11 protein-coding genes are annotated in these 15,762 nt (G+C 70.3%); 3 read left to right on the top strand and 8 right to left on the bottom strand.

All coding sequences use genetic code 11. The annotated features are described in order from the left end of the window. Positions 1-86: 86 nt before the first annotated feature. The 6 genes from AB0N66_RS03670 to AB0N66_RS03645 all read right to left on the bottom strand — a co-directional run bounded on the left by AB0N66_RS03670 (position 87) and on the right by AB0N66_RS03645 (position 9,301). Positions 87-3,038: a M14 family zinc carboxypeptidase gene (locus AB0N66_RS03670; RefSeq protein WP_365428076.1), complete on the bottom strand. Its 2,952-nt coding sequence runs from the start codon at positions 3,036-3,038 to the stop codon at positions 87-89. Between the two features lie 317 nt (positions 3,039-3,355). Beyond that, positions 3,356-4,345, bottom strand: coding sequence for a DNA-binding protein WhiA (whiA, locus tag AB0N66_RS03665; RefSeq protein ID WP_365428073.1), 990 nt, complete (start codon positions 4,343-4,345; stop codon positions 3,356-3,358). Further along, a complete protein-coding gene (yvcK, locus tag AB0N66_RS03660) occupies positions 4,336-5,406 on the bottom strand; it encodes a uridine diphosphate-N-acetylglucosamine-binding protein YvcK (protein ID WP_365428070.1) in 1,071 nt (356 codons plus the stop codon). Before yvcK ends, whiA begins: the two co-directional genes overlap by 10 nt. Continuing rightward, positions 5,403-6,464 carry an RNase adapter RapZ gene (gene rapZ / locus AB0N66_RS03655; protein WP_365428067.1) on the bottom strand — a complete coding sequence of 354 codons (1,062 nt, stop codon included), beginning with the start codon at positions 6,462-6,464 and terminating at the stop codon, positions 5,403-5,405. The genes yvcK and rapZ overlap by 4 nt, the downstream gene beginning before the upstream one ends. Continuing rightward, complete coding sequence (gene uvrC, locus AB0N66_RS03650; protein ID WP_365428064.1) at positions 6,461-8,533, bottom strand: excinuclease ABC subunit UvrC; 2,073 nt, start codon at positions 8,531-8,533, stop codon at positions 6,461-6,463. The genes rapZ and uvrC overlap by 4 nt, the downstream gene beginning before the upstream one ends. A 96-nt stretch (positions 8,534-8,629) precedes the next feature. Then, the gene (locus tag AB0N66_RS03645; RefSeq protein WP_365428060.1) at positions 8,630-9,301 is read right to left on the bottom strand and encodes a response regulator transcription factor; all 672 of its coding nucleotides are present in this window, start codon (positions 9,299-9,301) and stop codon (positions 8,630-8,632) included. A gap of 213 nt (positions 9,302-9,514) precedes the next feature. On the opposite strand from AB0N66_RS03645, the gene AB0N66_RS03640 reads away from it, so the two are divergent. Continuing rightward, positions 9,515-9,676 (top strand): hypothetical protein, encoded by a 162-nt coding sequence (locus AB0N66_RS03640; protein ID WP_365428057.1) that lies wholly within the window; start codon positions 9,515-9,517, stop codon positions 9,674-9,676. Between the two features lie 148 nt (positions 9,677-9,824). Here AB0N66_RS03640 and AB0N66_RS03635 read toward each other — a convergent pair whose 3' ends face one another. Next, a complete protein-coding gene (locus AB0N66_RS03635; RefSeq protein WP_365428054.1) occupies positions 9,825-12,560 on the bottom strand; it encodes a nitrate- and nitrite sensing domain-containing protein in 2,736 nt (911 codons plus the stop codon). A gap of 14 nt (positions 12,561-12,574) precedes the next feature. Beyond that, positions 12,575-13,945 carry an extracellular solute-binding protein gene (locus AB0N66_RS03630; protein ID WP_365428051.1) on the bottom strand — a complete coding sequence of 457 codons (1,371 nt, stop codon included), beginning with the start codon at positions 13,943-13,945 and terminating at the stop codon, positions 12,575-12,577. 188 nt (positions 13,946-14,133) lie between these two features. Here AB0N66_RS03630 and AB0N66_RS03625 point away from each other — a divergent pair, with 188 nt between their 5' ends. Beyond that, entirely contained in the window at positions 14,134-14,490 is a 357-nt protein-coding gene (locus AB0N66_RS03625; RefSeq protein WP_365428048.1) for a response regulator, read from the top strand. A 226-nt stretch (positions 14,491-14,716) separates the two neighbouring features. Next, positions 14,717-15,664 (top strand): hypothetical protein, encoded by a 948-nt coding sequence (locus AB0N66_RS03620; protein WP_365428045.1) that lies wholly within the window; start codon positions 14,717-14,719, stop codon positions 15,662-15,664. The last annotated feature ends 98 nt before the right edge of the window (positions 15,665-15,762 follow it).

Below are 15,762 nucleotides of genomic sequence, written 5' to 3'. Positions count from 1 at the left end.
GAGATGCCCCATACACGGCAGGGCGGTCCGTACCCGCCAGTAGGGGTACGGACCGCCCTCCGTGTTTACGCGATCGTCACGCGGAGTCAGCCGCGTAGCGCCGCGAGTGCCTTCCCGATGAGGGCCGTTCGGTCGGCCGCCGCGGTGACGTGCTCCAGGCCGAAGCCCAGCAGCACGGTGTCGTCCGTGGTGACCGCTCCGTACGTCTTGAAGAGCTCACCGGAGAGCCCCCAGTCCTTGATGACCGCAGGGCTGCCCGCGGGCGGTCCGGGGACGCTCCAGGCGCCGAGCGAGGTCTCGAAGCCCTCGACCGCGCCGGCCGTGCCGCCGATGACGACGGTGGCGTTGTCGGCGAGGACGCCGTGGCCGCCCGAGCCCGGGTCGGTGATGTAGCTCAGCGACACTTCGACCGTCTTTCCGGCGTACGCGGAGAGGTCGAAGTTGACCTCCTGCCATCCGTCGGAGGCTCCGGTGAAGCTGTTCCAGGACCCGCTGGTGCCGGTGGGCGTGCAGGCACCCGCGCCCAGGGTCAGATAGCGAGTGAGGGCGGGGTGCGCCTTGATGAAGAACCCGGCTTCGCACTCGACGGGTACGGCCGTGCTGGTGGCGCCGCCCGTGTCCGGGAGCGTCGTCCAGTCGTCGGCCCCGACCGTGTGCGCTTCGAGCACGGCGTGGTCGTAGGCCTCCTCGGTGTCCCACAGGAGCTGGGTGCGCAGGGTGGGCGCGTCGGCCGCGCTCACTCCGGTGAGGTCGATGGTGCGGGTGAGGCGGTTCCAGGCGTAGTCGGAGTGCGTGACAGCTGCCATGGAGGCGCCTTCGTAGGGGCCGTACGGATTGACGGTCCCCGGGTACTGTCCCGCGCCCGCGCTCGTGAACTGGGGGAACGTCGCCGCGGGCAGGTTGTCCGAGGTGATGCTGTACGCCCCCGCCGCGTTGAGCGGGTTGCCGGGCGCGCCGGCGAGTGCTCCGGTGGTTCCGGCGAGCTTGCCGGAGCCGGTGAAGGCGGTGGCGCCGGGAGTGGTCGTACGGGAGTAGGCGCCCAGGTAGTACTGGCTGAAGTCGTTCGTCAGGGCGCCCGGGAGAGCGACGCTGCCGCCCGCCTGCTCGCCCGCCTCGATCAGCTTGCCGCCCTCGTTGAGGTAGGCGCGCAGCTCGAGCTGGGTGGTGTAGCCGGGCCGGTCGGCGCCGGTGTAGTGGACGACCGTCTTGAAGTGGTCGAGCACGCCGAGCGCGTCGGGTGCTCCCTGCGTCGCGACGTCCCAGACGAGGGGCTTGCGGCCGTTGGCCTTCAGCGCGTCGACGTATGTCTGGGTCTGGGCGGCGGCGGTGGTCTCCTCGGCGACCACGAGGGTGTCGGCGCGCGGCCGTTCGGCGATGGTGTACGTGAAGTGCTCACTGGAGGTGGGCTTTCCGCTCTTCGTCTCTCCGGTGAACCAGACCTCCACCTTGTCGCCCGGCTCGCCGTCCTGGACGGGGGCGCGGTACTCGTCGAAGTAGAGGTTGTCCTCGCCTCCGAAGGTCTCGCCGCCCTTCCACGGCTTGAGCGCCTGGTCCCACGTACGGCCGCCGTTGACGCGGTACTTGAGCTCCTTGTCGCGCACGGACTTCCGTGCGACGACGGAGATCTCCTGGTCGGCGCCGCGCGAGTACGAGGTCGAGAAGGCGGCGGGCGTGAAGTCGGCCGCGTCGAGGCCGAGCGAGGAGGACGGCTGGTCGGGGTGGGCGGCGGTCTCGGCGACGGAGAGCGCGAACGGGATGTTCTTCGCGAACTCCTGCTGGATCAGCTTCTCGTCGTCCGGGAAAGTGAAGACCGACTCGCAGTCCGCCGCGTTCCAGGCGTCGTTCGGGTCAAGGTTCGACGCGGTCGCGCAGGTCGACATCTCGGGCGTGTACATCGCCAGGCCGTTGACGTTGGAGGCGTGGCCGTCGGCCTCACCGTTGGTCGTGTACAGCTCGGAGGAGACCTGCGGGCGGTAACCCGGGATCGCGGGGTTCTCGGGCGTACCGGCAAGGGCCTTGTACAGCACGTCGTCCGGGCTCGGGGTCGCCACCTGCCAGCCGACTCCGTAGAGGATCAGCTCGGCCGCGGAGTGGTAGTTGATGCCGTACGTGAATCCGATGCGCTTCTCGAAGGCGTCGAGTGCCTTGGTCTCGGGCTCGGAGCCGGCGCTCGCGCCGCGGTAGGTCTCGCTGGTGGGGTTGGGTGACGAACCCTCGTTGTCGTAACCCCACTTGTAGGCGAAGTTGCGGTTGAGGTCGACACCGTCGCCGGTGGTGATGGCGCCGTCGCCGTTCACGTCACGCAGGTTCTTGCGCCACTGGCGGTCGCCGTCGGGGTCGAACGTGAAGTCGTAGCCGTCGGGGTTCGCGGAGATGACGAACCACAGCTCGGTCGAGTCGACGATCTTCTTGATGCGCTTGTCCGTCGAATAGTTGTCCAAGTAGTAGTGCATCAGACGCCGCGTCATCTCGGGCGTGATCCACTCACGAGCGTGCTGGTTGGACATGTACAGCACGGACGGCTTGGCGCCGTCCTTGGTCTTCGTGGCGCCCTTGGTCAGTTTGAGCGCCAGGATGTCCTGCCCCTGGAGGGTCTTCCCGATGGAGACGACCTTGGTGAGGTCGGGGTTCGCCTGACCGGTCTTGACGATCTCTTCCTGGATATTGCCCGCTCCGCTGTACGGGCGGTACACACCGTCCGCGGCAGCCTCGACGCGCGCCTCCGCCTTCGCCGAGATCTTGTACTCGGTGAGGTCGACGCCCTTGTCCTCCAGTTGCCCCGCCTGCTTGTCGGTGAGGTAGACCTCGACCTGGGCGGTGCCCTTCGCCGGGACCTGCTCGCCGAGTTCGTGGGCGTCCTGACCCGCCGCCAGCAACAGGGGTACCTGCTGCTGTGTGACGTCGGCGTGGAACACCTTGACGGCGTCCGCACCCGGGTCGGCCGAACGGCCGCCCTCCGCCTGAGCGATGGGCGCCAGGCTCGCCCCGCCCAGCATGAGTGCAGCTACGGCGAGGATCGATCTCGCTCTTCGTCTCATGAGCCCCCCTTGCATGTGTCCGGCACATCTGTGCGCAGACGCCAGGCTGGTCACGCTCCATGATCATGTCAAGACGGCATCAAGGACCGGCAAAACGCCGCTGGTGCCGGATTCGGCACCAGCGGCGTACGGCATGAACGACGGGCTCAGGCAGCCCAGTTGTCCGCCGGGGTCCAGAACGCCGGGCTGTCCGCCCGGGCTCGGCCCGTTCGTACTGTCCGCGCGGGCGCTCGTACCGTCCGCGCGGGCCAAGGAAGACAGGTCACAGGTCGTCCGTGCGAGCCAAGGAGGACAGATCACAGGTCGTCCGTGCGAGCTCAGACGGCCATGTTGTCCGCCATCTCCTCGGTGAGGTTCGACTCCGTCCCGGGGATGCCGAGGTCCTGGGCCCGCTTGTCGGCCATCGCCAGCAGACGGCGGATACGGCCGGCCACGGCGTCCTTGGTCAGCGGCGGGTCGGCGAGCGCGCCCAGTTCCTCCAGGGAGGCCTGCTTGTGGTCCATGCGCAGCCGACCGGCGGCCGCGAGGTGCTCGGGCACCTCGTCGGCGAGGATCTCCAGGGCTCGCTGCACCCGGGCCCCGGCGGCGACCGCGGCGCGGGCCGAGCGGCGCAGGTTGGCGTCGTCGAAGTTGGCGAGCCGGTTCGCCGTGGCGCGGACCTCGCGGCGCATCCGCCGCTCCTCCCAGGCCAGCACCGACTCATGGGCGCCGAGCCGGGTGAGCAGCGCCCCGATCGCGTCGCCGTCCCGTACGACCACCCGGTCCACGCCACGGACCTCGCGGGCCTTGCTCGCGATCTGGAGCCTGCGCGCCGCGCCGACCAGGGCGAGCGCCGCCTCGGGGCCGGGGCAGGTCACCTCCAGGGAGGACGAGCGGCCGGGCTCGGTGAGTGAGCCGTGCGCCAGGAACGCCCCGCGCCAGGCCGCTTCGGCGTCGCAGGTGGCCCCTGAGACCACCTGCGGGGGCAGCCCGCGGATCGGGCGGCCCCTGCCGTCGACAAGCCCCGTCTGGCGGGCCAGCTGGTCGCCACCCGCGACGACGCGCACGACGTAGCGGGAGCCGCGGCGCAGCCCGCCGGGCGCCATCACGATCAGTTCGGAGCTGTGGCCGAAGATCTCCAGAATGTCGCGCTTCAGTCGGCGCGCCGCCATCGCGGTGTCCAGCTCCGCCTCGATCACAATCCGGCCGCTCACCAGGTGGAGGCCGCCGGCGAACCGCAGAATGGCGGAGACCTCCGCCTTTCTGCAGCAGGTCCGGGTGACGGGAAGCCGGGAAATCTCGTCCTTCACCGCTGCCGTCATCGCCATGGGCCGATCCTTCCATGCATCCGAAAAATACGGTCGTACGCGGCGGCCAACAGCTCCGGGTCGTGCCTCGGGCTACCGTCGGTCCTGGCCACGGGCGCCAGCTCGACCGCGGCGCCGAGCCGCTTGGCGGCATCGGTGAGCAAGTCGCGATCGGGCACGGCGGCCTCGTCGGCCAGCACCACGTCCAGGGCGAGTTTAGGGGCGTGTCGTCCCAAAACCTCCAAATGACGCTGCGGGGAGAAGCCATCGGTTTCTCCGGGCTGCGGCGCGAGGTTCAGGGAGAGTACCCGGCGGGCCTTCGTCTGGATGAGCGCGTCGAGCAGTTCGGGCACGAGCAGGTGCGGGATCACCGAGGAGAACCAGGAGCCGGGGCCGAGCACCACCCAGTCCGCGTCCAGGACCGCCGCGACGGCCTCGGGGACGGCCGGCGGGTCGTGCGGCACGACGTGCACGGACTGCACCTCGCCGGGGGTGAGCGCCACGGTGGCCTGGCCGCGCACGGTGTCGACGTCGTCGGGCCGGTCCGGATCGTGCCCCTTGACCAAGGCCTGGAGCTCCAGAGGTACGGCGGACATGGGCAGCACCCGGCCGTGCGCGCCCAGCAGTCTGCCGACCAGGTCCAGGGCCTGGACATGGTCGCCGAGCTGCTCCCACAGGGCGACGATCAGCAGATTGCCCACCGCGTGCTCGTGCAGGTCGCCCTTGGACTGGAAGCGGTGCTGGATGACCCGGGCCCACGTCTGGCCCCAGTCGTCGTCCCCGCAGAGGGCGGCCAGGGCCTTGCGCAGGTCGCCGGGCGGGAGCACGCCCAGCTCGTCACGCAGGCGCCCGCTGGAGCCGCCGTCGTCGGCCACGGTGACGACAGCCGTGAGGTCGCCGGTGATCCGGCGCAGCGCGGCGAGCGAGGCGGACAGGCCCATGCCGCCACCGAGGGCGACGACCTTGGGCTGGGCGCCGCGGCGGCGCGGCTTGGCGCCGCGCGCCACGACGGGCTTGCCGCCCTGGCCTTCAAGGGCCACCCGGCGCAGCCTGCTCAGCCGCAGAGCGGCACGTCCGGTCACTCGCGGCCCATGTCCCGGTGCACGACCACGGTCTCCACGCCCTGCGAGACGAGTCGGGCGGCGAGCTTCTCGGCGGTGGCCACCGAGCGGTGCTTGCCGCCGGTGCAGCCGACCGCGATGGTCACATAGCGCTTGCCCTCACGGCGGTATCCGGCCGCGATGAGCTGGAGCAGCTCGGCGTAGCGGTCGATGAACTCCTTGGCGCCGGGCTGGTTGAAGACGTACGCCGCGACCTCCTCGTTGAGGCCGTTGAAGGGGCGCAGCTCCGGAACCCAGTGCGGGTTGGGCAGGAAGCGCATGTCCACCACCAGGTCGGCGTCGACCGGAAGGCCGTACTTGAAGCCGAAGGACATCACGGTGGCCCGCAGCTCGGGCTCCTCCTCGCCGGCGAACTGGGCGTCCATCTTGGCGCGCAGCTCGTGCACGTTCAGGCTGGAGGTGTCGATCACCAGGTCGGCGTCGCCGCGCAGCTCGCGGAGCAGTTCCCGCTCGGCGTCGATGCCGTCGACGATGCGGCCGTCTCCCTGGAGGGGGTGCGGGCGGCGTACCGACTCGAAGCGGCGCACCAGGGCCTCGTCCGAGGACTCCAGGAAGACGATCCGCCGGGTGACGTGCTTGGACGCCAGGTCGGCGAGCGACTCGCGGAGGTTGTCGAAGAAGCGGCGGCCGCGTACGTCGACGACGACCGCGATCCTCGCCACATTGCCCTGGGAGCGGGCGCCGAGCTCCACCATGGTGGGGATCAGCGCGGGCGGCAGGTTGTCGACGACGAACCAGCCGAGATCCTCCAGACACTTGGCTGCCGTCGACCGTCCGGCGCCGGACATCCCAGAGATGATCACCAGCTCGGGGATGGCGGCTTCGGGCACCACGGCCGTCTCCATCGTCGTACTCTCCTGTGCGCTGTCAGTGGCGTTCGTGCCGCTGTCGGACTGCGCTTCGTTTTCCTGACCGTCGCCGGTCTGGGGTGGGTGTTGTTGACCGTCGCCGGTCCGTAGTTCGTGTTCTTGACCGTTGCCGGTCTGTGGTTGGTGTTCTTGGCGTTCGTTCTCGCTCATGTCTCCTGCCCCCGTCGCTTGTCCGAGGCGCCCGCGGTCACGGGCTCCTCCGGGGAGCTCGCCGTCGTTTCGGGCGCCCCGTCTTCCTCGTCTTCCATGATCTCTCCAGTCGCCATGTTCACGGCGGGGGCGACCGGGGCCGCCTGGGCCAGGGCCACGGCGATCGTCTCGGCCGTTTTACGGCCTATGCCGGGAACCTCGCAGATCTGGTCGATTGTCGCGGATCGCAGCTTCTTCACCGAACCGAAGTGTTTGATCAGCGCCTGTTTGCGTGTCTCGCCCAGCCCCGGCACGTCGTCGAGGGGGCCCGATCTGAAGCGCTTGGCCCGCTTGGCGCGCTGGTAGGTGATCGCGAAGCGGTGCGCCTCGTCACGGACCCGCTGGAGCAGGTACAGGCCCTCGCTGTTGCGGGGCAGGACCACCGGGTCGTCCTCGCCCGGCAGCCACACCTCTTCCAGCCGCTTGGCGAGGCCGCATACGGCGATGTCGTCGATGCCGAGCTCGTCGAGGGCCTTCTTGGCGGCCGCGACCTGCGGCTGGCCTCCGTCGACGACGACGAGCTGCGGGGGGTAGGCGAAGCGCTTGGGGCGCCCGTCGTCCTCGGTGAGCACGGTCTCGCCGTCCGCCCACTCCCCCGTCTTCTCCTTCTCGGCGATGTAGCGCTTGAAGCGGCGGGCGATCACCTCGTGCATGGACCGGACGTCGTCCTGCCCCTCGCCGTGCCAGACCTGAGTGTCTCCGACACGGCCCTTGATCTGGAAGCGCCGGTACTCGCTCTTACGCTGGAGCCCGTCCTCGAAGACGACCATCGAGGCCACGACGTCGTCGCCCTGGAGGTGCGAGATGTCGTAGCACTCGATCCGCAGCGGCGCGCTGTCCAGGTCGAGGGCCTCGGCGATCTCCTCCAACGCGCGCGAGCGGGTGGTCAGGTCGGAGGCGCGCTTGGTCTTGTGCAGGGCGAGGGACTGCTGTGCGTTGCGTCGCACCGTTTCCATGAGCGCCTTCTTGTCGCCGCGCTGCGGGATACGCAGGGAGACGTTCGACCCGCGACGCTCGGTCAGCCACTCCTGGACGGGCTCCGTGGGGTCGGGCAGCGCCGGGACGAGCACTTCCTTGGGGACGGAGTCGCCCGTCTCCTCCCCGTAGAGCTGCTGGATCGCGTGTTCGACGAGGTCACCGGTGGTGACGGCCTCCACCTTGTCCGTGACCCAGCCGCGCTGGCCGCGCACGCGTCCGCCGCGTACATGGAAGATCTGCACGGCCGCTTCCAGCTCGTCCTCCGCGACGGCGACCAGGTCGGCATCTGTCGCGTCGGCGAGCACGACCGCGCTCTTCTCCATGGCCTTCTTCAGGGCCTCGACGTCGTCGCGCAGACGGGCCGCCCGTTCATACTCCATCTCATCGGCCGCGTTCGTCATCTGCTGTTCGAGGCGGCGGATGTACGTCCCCGTGCGCCCCGCCATGAAGTCGCAGAACTCCTCGGCCAGATCACGGTGTTCGTCGGCGGAGACACGCCCGACGCAGGGGGCGGAGCACTTGCCGATGTAGCCGAGGAGGCAGGGGCGGCCGGTGCGGACGGCGTTCTTGAAGACGCCGGCGGAGCAGGTGCGCACGGGGAAGACGCGCAGCAGCAGGTCCACGGTGTCGCGGATCGCCCAGGCGTGCCCGTAGGGGCCGAAGTAGCGCACGCCCTTGCGTTTGTGGCCGCGCATCACCTGTACGCGCGGGAACTCCTCGTTCATGGTCACCGCGAGGTACGGATAGCTCTTGTCGTCGCGGTACTTGACGTTGAACCGGGGGTCGTACTCCTTGATCCAGGAGTACTCCAGCTGAAGCGCCTCGACCTCCGTGGACACGACCGTCCACTCCACCGACGCGGCGGTGGTGACCATGGTGCGGGTGCGCGGGTGGAGGCTCGCCAGATCCTGGAAGTAGTTGGCCAGGCGCTGGCGCAGGCTTTTCGCCTTCCCGACGTAGATCACCCGGCGGTGCTCGTCGCGGAATTTGTACACCCCGGGAGAGTCCGGAATCTGTCCCGGCTTGGGGCGGTAGCTGGAGGGGTCGGCCATGTCTCACACCCTACTGGCGGGGGCTGACACCGCGGCGGCCTCCCACCTCCGCCTGTGGACAGAAACGTGCCTGTGGACAGAACGTGGGGGGACGGCTCAGCGAGATTCCAGGAACGTCAGCACGGCCAGCACGCGGCGGTGGTCGTCGGAGGCCTCCGGGAGGTGCAGCTTGCCCAGGATGCTGCGGACGTGCTTCTCGATGGTGCCCTCGGTGACCCACAGCCGGCGGCCGATGCCCGCGTTGGAGCGGCCCTCGGCCATGAGTGCGAGGACCTCCCGCTCGCGGCCGCTGAGGAAGGACAGCGGGTCGTCGCGCCGCTGGGCCGAGAACAGCTCGCGCACCAGGGAGGGGTCGACGACCGAGCCGCCCCTGCGGATCCGGTCGAGCGCTTCGAGGAACTCGTCCACGACTGTGACCCGGCTCTTCAGGAGGTACCCGACCTTGTGGCCGCCGGCCAGCAGTTCCAGGGCGTCCTCGACCTCGACGTAGGCCGACAGGACCAGGATGCCGGTGCCCGGGTGAAGCTCGCGGATCGTGCGGGCCGCCTTCAGGCCCTCGGTCGAGTGATGGGGCGGCATTCTTATGTCGACGATCGCCAGGTCCGGCTGTTCGTCGGCGACCAGTTCCAGAAGCCGTACGGCGTCACCGGCCTGTCCGGCCACCTGGTAGCCGACGCGCTCGCAGAGACTGGCGAGCCCCTCCCTGAGCAGAACGTCGTCGTCGGCGAGGACGACCCGTCCCTGCGTGAGCTGCTGTTCGGCGTCCATGGTCCTGGCTTCCCCTTGCCCAGCCCCTGCGGCGCGGTGCGCCCCCAACAGCCTGACGGAACCTGGGGGGTTACGGCTAGCAGGAAGCGGAATTGGGGGCTGGCCGTGACGACACGCGGACCTCGCGAAGCCATGCTCGAACCAGTGCAGATGCAAGGGACCGGCCGTCCCGGGCGAGGGGCGGCGGGTCAAGCGGTCGAAGGGTAGCGGGAGATGCGGCGGACACGGATCGAGAAACGACGGCGGTCGATCCGTGTCCGCCGGTACGACGACGAGGTGCGGTCCTTCCGTGACGCCCTCGACCCGCGGGACCCCGACATCGTGCGGGCCAAGGCCCTGCGGTTCGCAGCGCGGGACGGCACTGCCTGCCGATAGAGGCCTGGCGGCTGTCCCAAGGCCCTGTGTCTGCCTCCCCTGAACCGGACGGCTGCCTCGCCGTCCGAAACCGACCGCCCGGCGCGTACACACATCACCGAGTCCAAGGCCCCCCGTATTGGACCCCCTCCGTGTACGCCCCGGGCGGTCACCTGTCCGTCGGCGGTTCTCGCAACGGCAGCCGTACGGTCAGGGTCGTGCCGCTTCCCGGCGGGCTGGTGATGCGGAGCCTGCCCCCGATCGCCTCGACGCGGTCGACGAGCCCGATGAGACCGGAGCCGCCGCCCGGGTCGGCGCCACCGATCCCGTCATCGCTGATGACCACCTCCAGCACGTCGTCGTACGTCCGGGCCTCCACCTGCACGACCGTGGCGCGCGCGTGCTTGACGGCGTTGGTGAGGCATTCGGAGGTCACGTAGTAGACGGCGACCTCGGTCTGTTCAGGAAGGCGGCCCGGGGGCAGCCGGAGGTCCAGCTCCACGGGGACGGCGGAACGGCGGGCCAGGGCTCGCAGGGCGGGGCCCAGGCCGCCCTTGGAGAGGATCGCGGGGTGGATGCCGCGGGAGATCTGCAACAGGTCCTCGAAGGCGTCGTCGAGGCCCCTGCCGATGTGCGTCAACTGCCCGGAGAGGTCGGCCGATCGGTCCTCCATCATGGACTCGGCCATCCGCAGGTCCAGTTGGAGCGAGACGAGACGCTGCTGGACGCCGTCGTGCAGATCGCGCTCGATACGGCGCCGGGACGCGTCCGAGGCCGCCACCACGCGCGCGCGTGAGGCGCTGAGCTGGGCCCGGCTGTCGGCGTTGGCGATGGCGCTGGCGACGAGTTCGGTGAAGTCGGCGAGCCGGGACTCGGTGCCCGGAGGCAGTGGCTCCGGGCCCGTCGGGGCCGCGACGACGACACCCCACAGGCGGTCGTCGACGACGATCGGCGCGCCGACCGAGCGTCCGGTGCGGGCCGCCCCGCGGGTCTGTGCCACCTCCGCGGCCGCCTCCTCGTCCGCCCTCGCGGCCACGTGGGCCGAGCCCAGGACCGTGACGGCGCCGTCGGCCTCGTACCGCAGGACGGCCGCGGAACCCGTGCTCAGCACCCGTCCGACTTCTCGTGCGACCGTCGCGAACACCTCGTGCGGCGGTTCGCCGCGGGCCACCAGAGTGGCGACGCGGCGCAGCGCGGCCTGCTCCCGGTCGGCGCGGCGGCTCTCGGTGACATCGCGGGCGGCGGCGTAGATGAGGCCCTCTCCGGTCACCGAGCGGGCGCTCCACTGCAGCCGGCGCTCGCTGCCGTCGGCACGCAGAAAGCGGTTCTCGAACTCGGCGGACTCGGCGCCGCTCGCCAGGCTCTCGAGGACGGCACGCGTGCGTGCCTGGTCCGCCGGGTGGATGAACTCCAGCCAGGGCTTGGCGAGCAGCGTGCCGAGGGAGTGGCCCAAGGTCCGCTCGAAGGCCGGGTTGAGGCGCTTGAGGTAGCCGTCGACCCCGCAGATGCACAGCAGGTCGAGGGAAAGGTTGAAGATGCTCGCCAGCTCCCGCTCGGCCTTGCGGCGCCGGCCTTGCGCGGCGGCGAAGGACGCCATGGTGCCGTTCATGCCGCCCAGCAACTGCGCCCAGGTGCCGTCGAACGCGGCCACGTCCACGCGGTGGCCGAGCCTGTTGTCGTCGATCGCCGTGTTCATGGTGCGGATCTCGCTGGCGAGGCGCTCGCTGGTCACATGGAGTTCGCGGAAGGTGTCGGCGACGACGCCGATCTCGTCGCGCCCCCTGTAGTGGACGTCGTACGACAGATCGCCGTCGGCGAGGGCCTTGGCGCCCTGGGAGACCTCGGTGAGCGGTCGCGTGATGGAACGGCCCAGGAGCAGGGCGAGGACGGTCACGCCGAGAATGACCCCTACGGAGAGGGCGAGTTCGCGATAGCCCTGGACCCGGGCCGCCTTCAGGTCGTGGTCGGCCTCGGCGGCGAGTTCGTCGGCGGTGTCGTGCGCGATGCCTCGCAGGGCGGCGAGCCGGTCGCCGGAGGCGGCGAGCCACTGGTCCAGGGAGGGGAGGTCTGTCGTCGCGCCCCCGGAGGTGGTGAGGGTTTCGCGAGTCGCGCGCACGGAGCGGCCCGCGGGCTCCAGCAGCACGCCGGCCAGGCGGGCGCGGAGCGGGCCGGAGGCAGTCTGGTGGAAGGCGTCGAGCTGGGCGGTCTCCAGGGCGGGCCAGCGGTTGACAGGGGCGCCGTGTCCGTCCGGATGCGGCGCCGCGAGCCGGGTGGCGAGCTCGACGCGTTCGCGCTCGGCGGCCTCGATGGCGCTCAGGACAGCCAGATAGGCATCGCCTGCGCGGCCCGAGGCCCGGGTGGGACGGCTGGAGTCGAGCCGGCGGACGGTGTCGAGGAGATACGTCTCGACGCTCGCGTACCTCCGTTCGATCTCCGCCGCGCCGAGCGCACCGCCGCCCGCCTCCACCCGGACCGCGTGGAGTTGGTTGTCCAGGGAGCCGAGGACGCCGCTGACGTCGGCGTCCGTGTCCCCCTCGCGGCCGGGCGCGGCGTGTTCCGCGGCCGCGAGGGCGCGGTCGGTGACCCGTCGGGCCGCGTCCCGCTCGGTGGCCGCGTCCGCCCGCTGCGGGGCCGCCTGGGCGAGCACCTCGGCGAGGCGTTCGCGGGCGACTGCCTCGTGGACCCCGGCCGTCGCGAAGGACACCTCGGTCGACGCCTTGAAGCTCTGAATGGTGCCCGCCTCGCTCCACTGGGCCAGAGCCGAGAGGACGGTGAAGGCAAGCAGTGCGGCGACCGGCAGCAGGACGAGCAGCATGAGCTTGGTGCCCACCCGCAGCCGTGCGAGAAGCGGTGGACGGGCCCCCGCCACGCGCGCGGGGTGCCGTCGGCGGCGGGCGCCGCTCACGCCGGGAGGGAAACTCATGGCCAGTCGGCGGGGTAGCCCCGGTGGTCGGCCAGATCCTTGTCGATCTCACGGACCGCCCGGTCCAGTGCGGCCTTGACCGCGGCACGATCGACGACGATCTTCGCGAAGGCCTTGGAGAAGGCCAGGGTCACGGCGGGATAAGCGGGCGTCTGCGAGCGAGGCCGCGCCACCGTCCTCAGCTGCTCGATGAACAGGTGCTCGGGGCCGCCCGCCGCAAAGGCCGGCGAGATCTTCACCGCGCCGTTCGTCGCCGGGACCGCTCCGTTCGCCTGCGTCATACGGCGGATCTGGTCGGGTTCGAGCAGATGGGCGAGGAAGCGCCAGACCGCGTCGCCGTCGGTGGCACCGGTGGTGACACCCCACTGCCAGGACCCCATACCCGTGACTGTGCCCTTGCCGAAGTCCGGCAGCGGGACGATCTTCACATCGCCGGGGAACGCCTTCGTGTGCTCGCCGTACATCCAGTGCCCGACCCAGGAGATCGGACTGCGCCCCTCCATGAAGGCCTTGTCGTCCTCGTCGGGGTCGATCAGCCCCTCCTTGGAGCAACTCTGCATGATGGTGAGCGCTTTGACGGCCTCAGGGCTGTTCAGGAAGCCGTCGGCCGTGCGGTGCGTTGCGGGGTCGATGAGAGCCCCGCCGACCGACCAGACGACGGGCGCGAAGCCGTACGTGTTCCATTCCTGGCCCGGCAGGCAGTAGTTGAGCCGCAGGTCGAGCGGGCGCTCGTACCCCTGTTTCCTGAGCCGGTGGAGGATGCCGGTCAGCTCGGTGGTTGTCCAGGCTTCGCCTGGGCCGCTCGGGACGCGGATGCCGGCCTTCTTCAGGACCGACGGGCGTACATACGGGCCGAGACCTGAGTCGAAGGTGCCCACGCCCCACAAACGGCCCTCATAGGTGCCCTGTTTACGGATCGAGGACAAGAGGTCGTTCTTCACGCTGTCGGGTACACAGGAGTCGATCGGCCTGAGCTTGCCCGACCAGGCGTAGTTGTAGAGGTTCGGGCCGTCGAAGTCGAGCAGGTCCGGCAGTTCACCGCTGGCTGCCGCCGATTCGACCAGATCCGTGTACGGGCGCTCCTCGGGCAGCGCGATCAGCTCGACCCGTACGGCCCGCTGCCCGGCGTTGAAGTCCTTGACCTGGCGGTGCAGCATGTCGAACTCACCGCTCGGGCCCGCGTGGAACCACACGGTGATGTCGGTGGTGCCCTTCAGTTTTCCGTCGCACGTGGTGTCCGCGCGCGCCCTGGAACGCTTTCCGTCGCTCTCTCCCCCGCCGCAGCCGGCGACAAGGAGGGCCGCACAGAGCGCCCCCGGGAAGAACGCGCGCCGGGCTCGCCCTCGTTCTCGTTGGAGCAACTTCATCGTGCACCCCCATCCGACCGACGACGGGACACGGCCACCCCAGGGCATCGACATGCTACCGCCCGTGACCCGCCGCTGCTCTCCGTGAGCGCCAATCACCCTTTCGGGCAAAGGACTTCACCACTTTCCTTCACCACTTTCCGGCTAGCTGCAAGGCGCACCGCACAACCCGTTGGGAAGCTGCCAGCATGTCCATGCGCTGTCTCCTCGTCGACGACAGCGCCCGGTTCCTGGAGGCCGCACGCGCCCTGCTGGAGCGTGGCGGGGTGCAGGTCGTCGGTGTCGCCTCGACGGGCGCGGAGGCCATCGCGCGGGTCCACGACCTGACCCCGGACGTCGTCCTGGTCGATCTCGACCTCGACGGCGAGAGCGGCTTCGACCTGGCGCGGCGGATCGCGGGCGGAGCGATCGCCGTGATTCTGATCTCCACGCACTCCCTGGAGGACTTCCAGGAACTCATCGCCGCCAGCCCGGCCCACGGCTTCCTGCACAAGTCGGCGCTTTCGGCGGGGGCGATACGGGAGCTGCTGGGGCGCGAGGAATAGGTGACTACTGGGACACAAGGGGTGGCAGAGGTTCAGGCGACTACTGGGGCGCGTTGCGCATCAGGTGTTGTCGCGGCTTGGTCAACACGCTTCAATGCGGTGGAACTTGAGGCCGCGAACGGCGACACGCGCGCGTGAACAGACCCCGCGCGCCGCCCCGGCGGCCCCGACCACCCGTACGAGCGGCCTGACCAGCCGTTGTGAGCATTCACAGAAAGGCCCCTGCATGCGGCACGGCACACAGCACGCGGACCTCGCCACGGCGGAACTGGAGACGGCTCTGCGGGGCGGCCCCTTCCATATCGCGCTGCGCGCCGCGATCGCCGCCCGCGGGCTGCCCCTGCAACGGGTACAGCACCACCTGTCGCGGTACGGGGTCAAGGTCGGGGTGACCAGCCTGAGTTACTGGCAGCAGGGCGCCCGGCGCCCGCAGCGGCCCGAGTCGCTGCGCGCCGTCCGCGCCCTGGAGGAGATCCTCCAACTCCCGGACGAGTCACTGATCCGGCTGCTCGCCAAGGCCGAGGAGCAGTCCGCCCCGGACCGCTCCTCGGGCCATTCGTACCGCGCTCTCGTGGAGGCCTCCGGCGTCCTGGAGCGACTCCTGGGCGAGTTGGATTCGCCCCTCGACAGCGGGCTGCACACCCTCGGCCACCACGAATGCGTACGGATCGGCGCAGAGCGCGAGCTGGTGGGCCACGAGTCGCACCACATAGTGCGCGCCCACAAGGAGGGCGTGGACCGCTATATGGCCATCCACCACGGCGACCCGGGGTGCGCTCCGGAGCGGATGGCGGTGCGCGCTCTGGAGAACTGCCGTACGGGGCGGGTGCGTTGGCACCAGGAAACCGGAGTTCTCGTGGCCGAGCTGCTCTTCGACACGCGGCTGCGCGCGGGCGACACATATCTCTTCCGCTACGGCTTCGACGACGGCACGGCCGGGGCGTCCAGCGAGTACGTACGCGGCTTCAGCTTCGCGGGCGGGCAGTACGCCCTCCAAGTGCGGTTCACCGGGGAGACGTTGCCCGTGCGCTGCCACCGGTTCACTCAGCACTCGACGGCGGCACCGCGCAGTGGCCGCCAGGAACTGACGCTGAGCGGTCACCACCGCTCGGTGCACCTGGTCGAGCCGCGGGTGCGGTCGGGGATCGTGGGGATCGAGTGGGATTGGGGGTAGCCGCTCAGCGTCAGGTCCTGGCGGCCACCGGGCCGGGCAAGCCCGCCAGACACAGCCTCGGGCTCGGGCTCGGGCTCGGGACGAGGTGGGATGAAGCA

It is taken from the genome of Streptomyces sp. NPDC093544 (assembly GCF_040683495.1).
In the GTDB taxonomy this organism is placed as follows: domain Bacteria; phylum Actinomycetota; class Actinomycetes; order Streptomycetales; family Streptomycetaceae; genus Streptomyces.
This window is presented reverse-complemented; position numbering and strand designations above follow the sequence as displayed.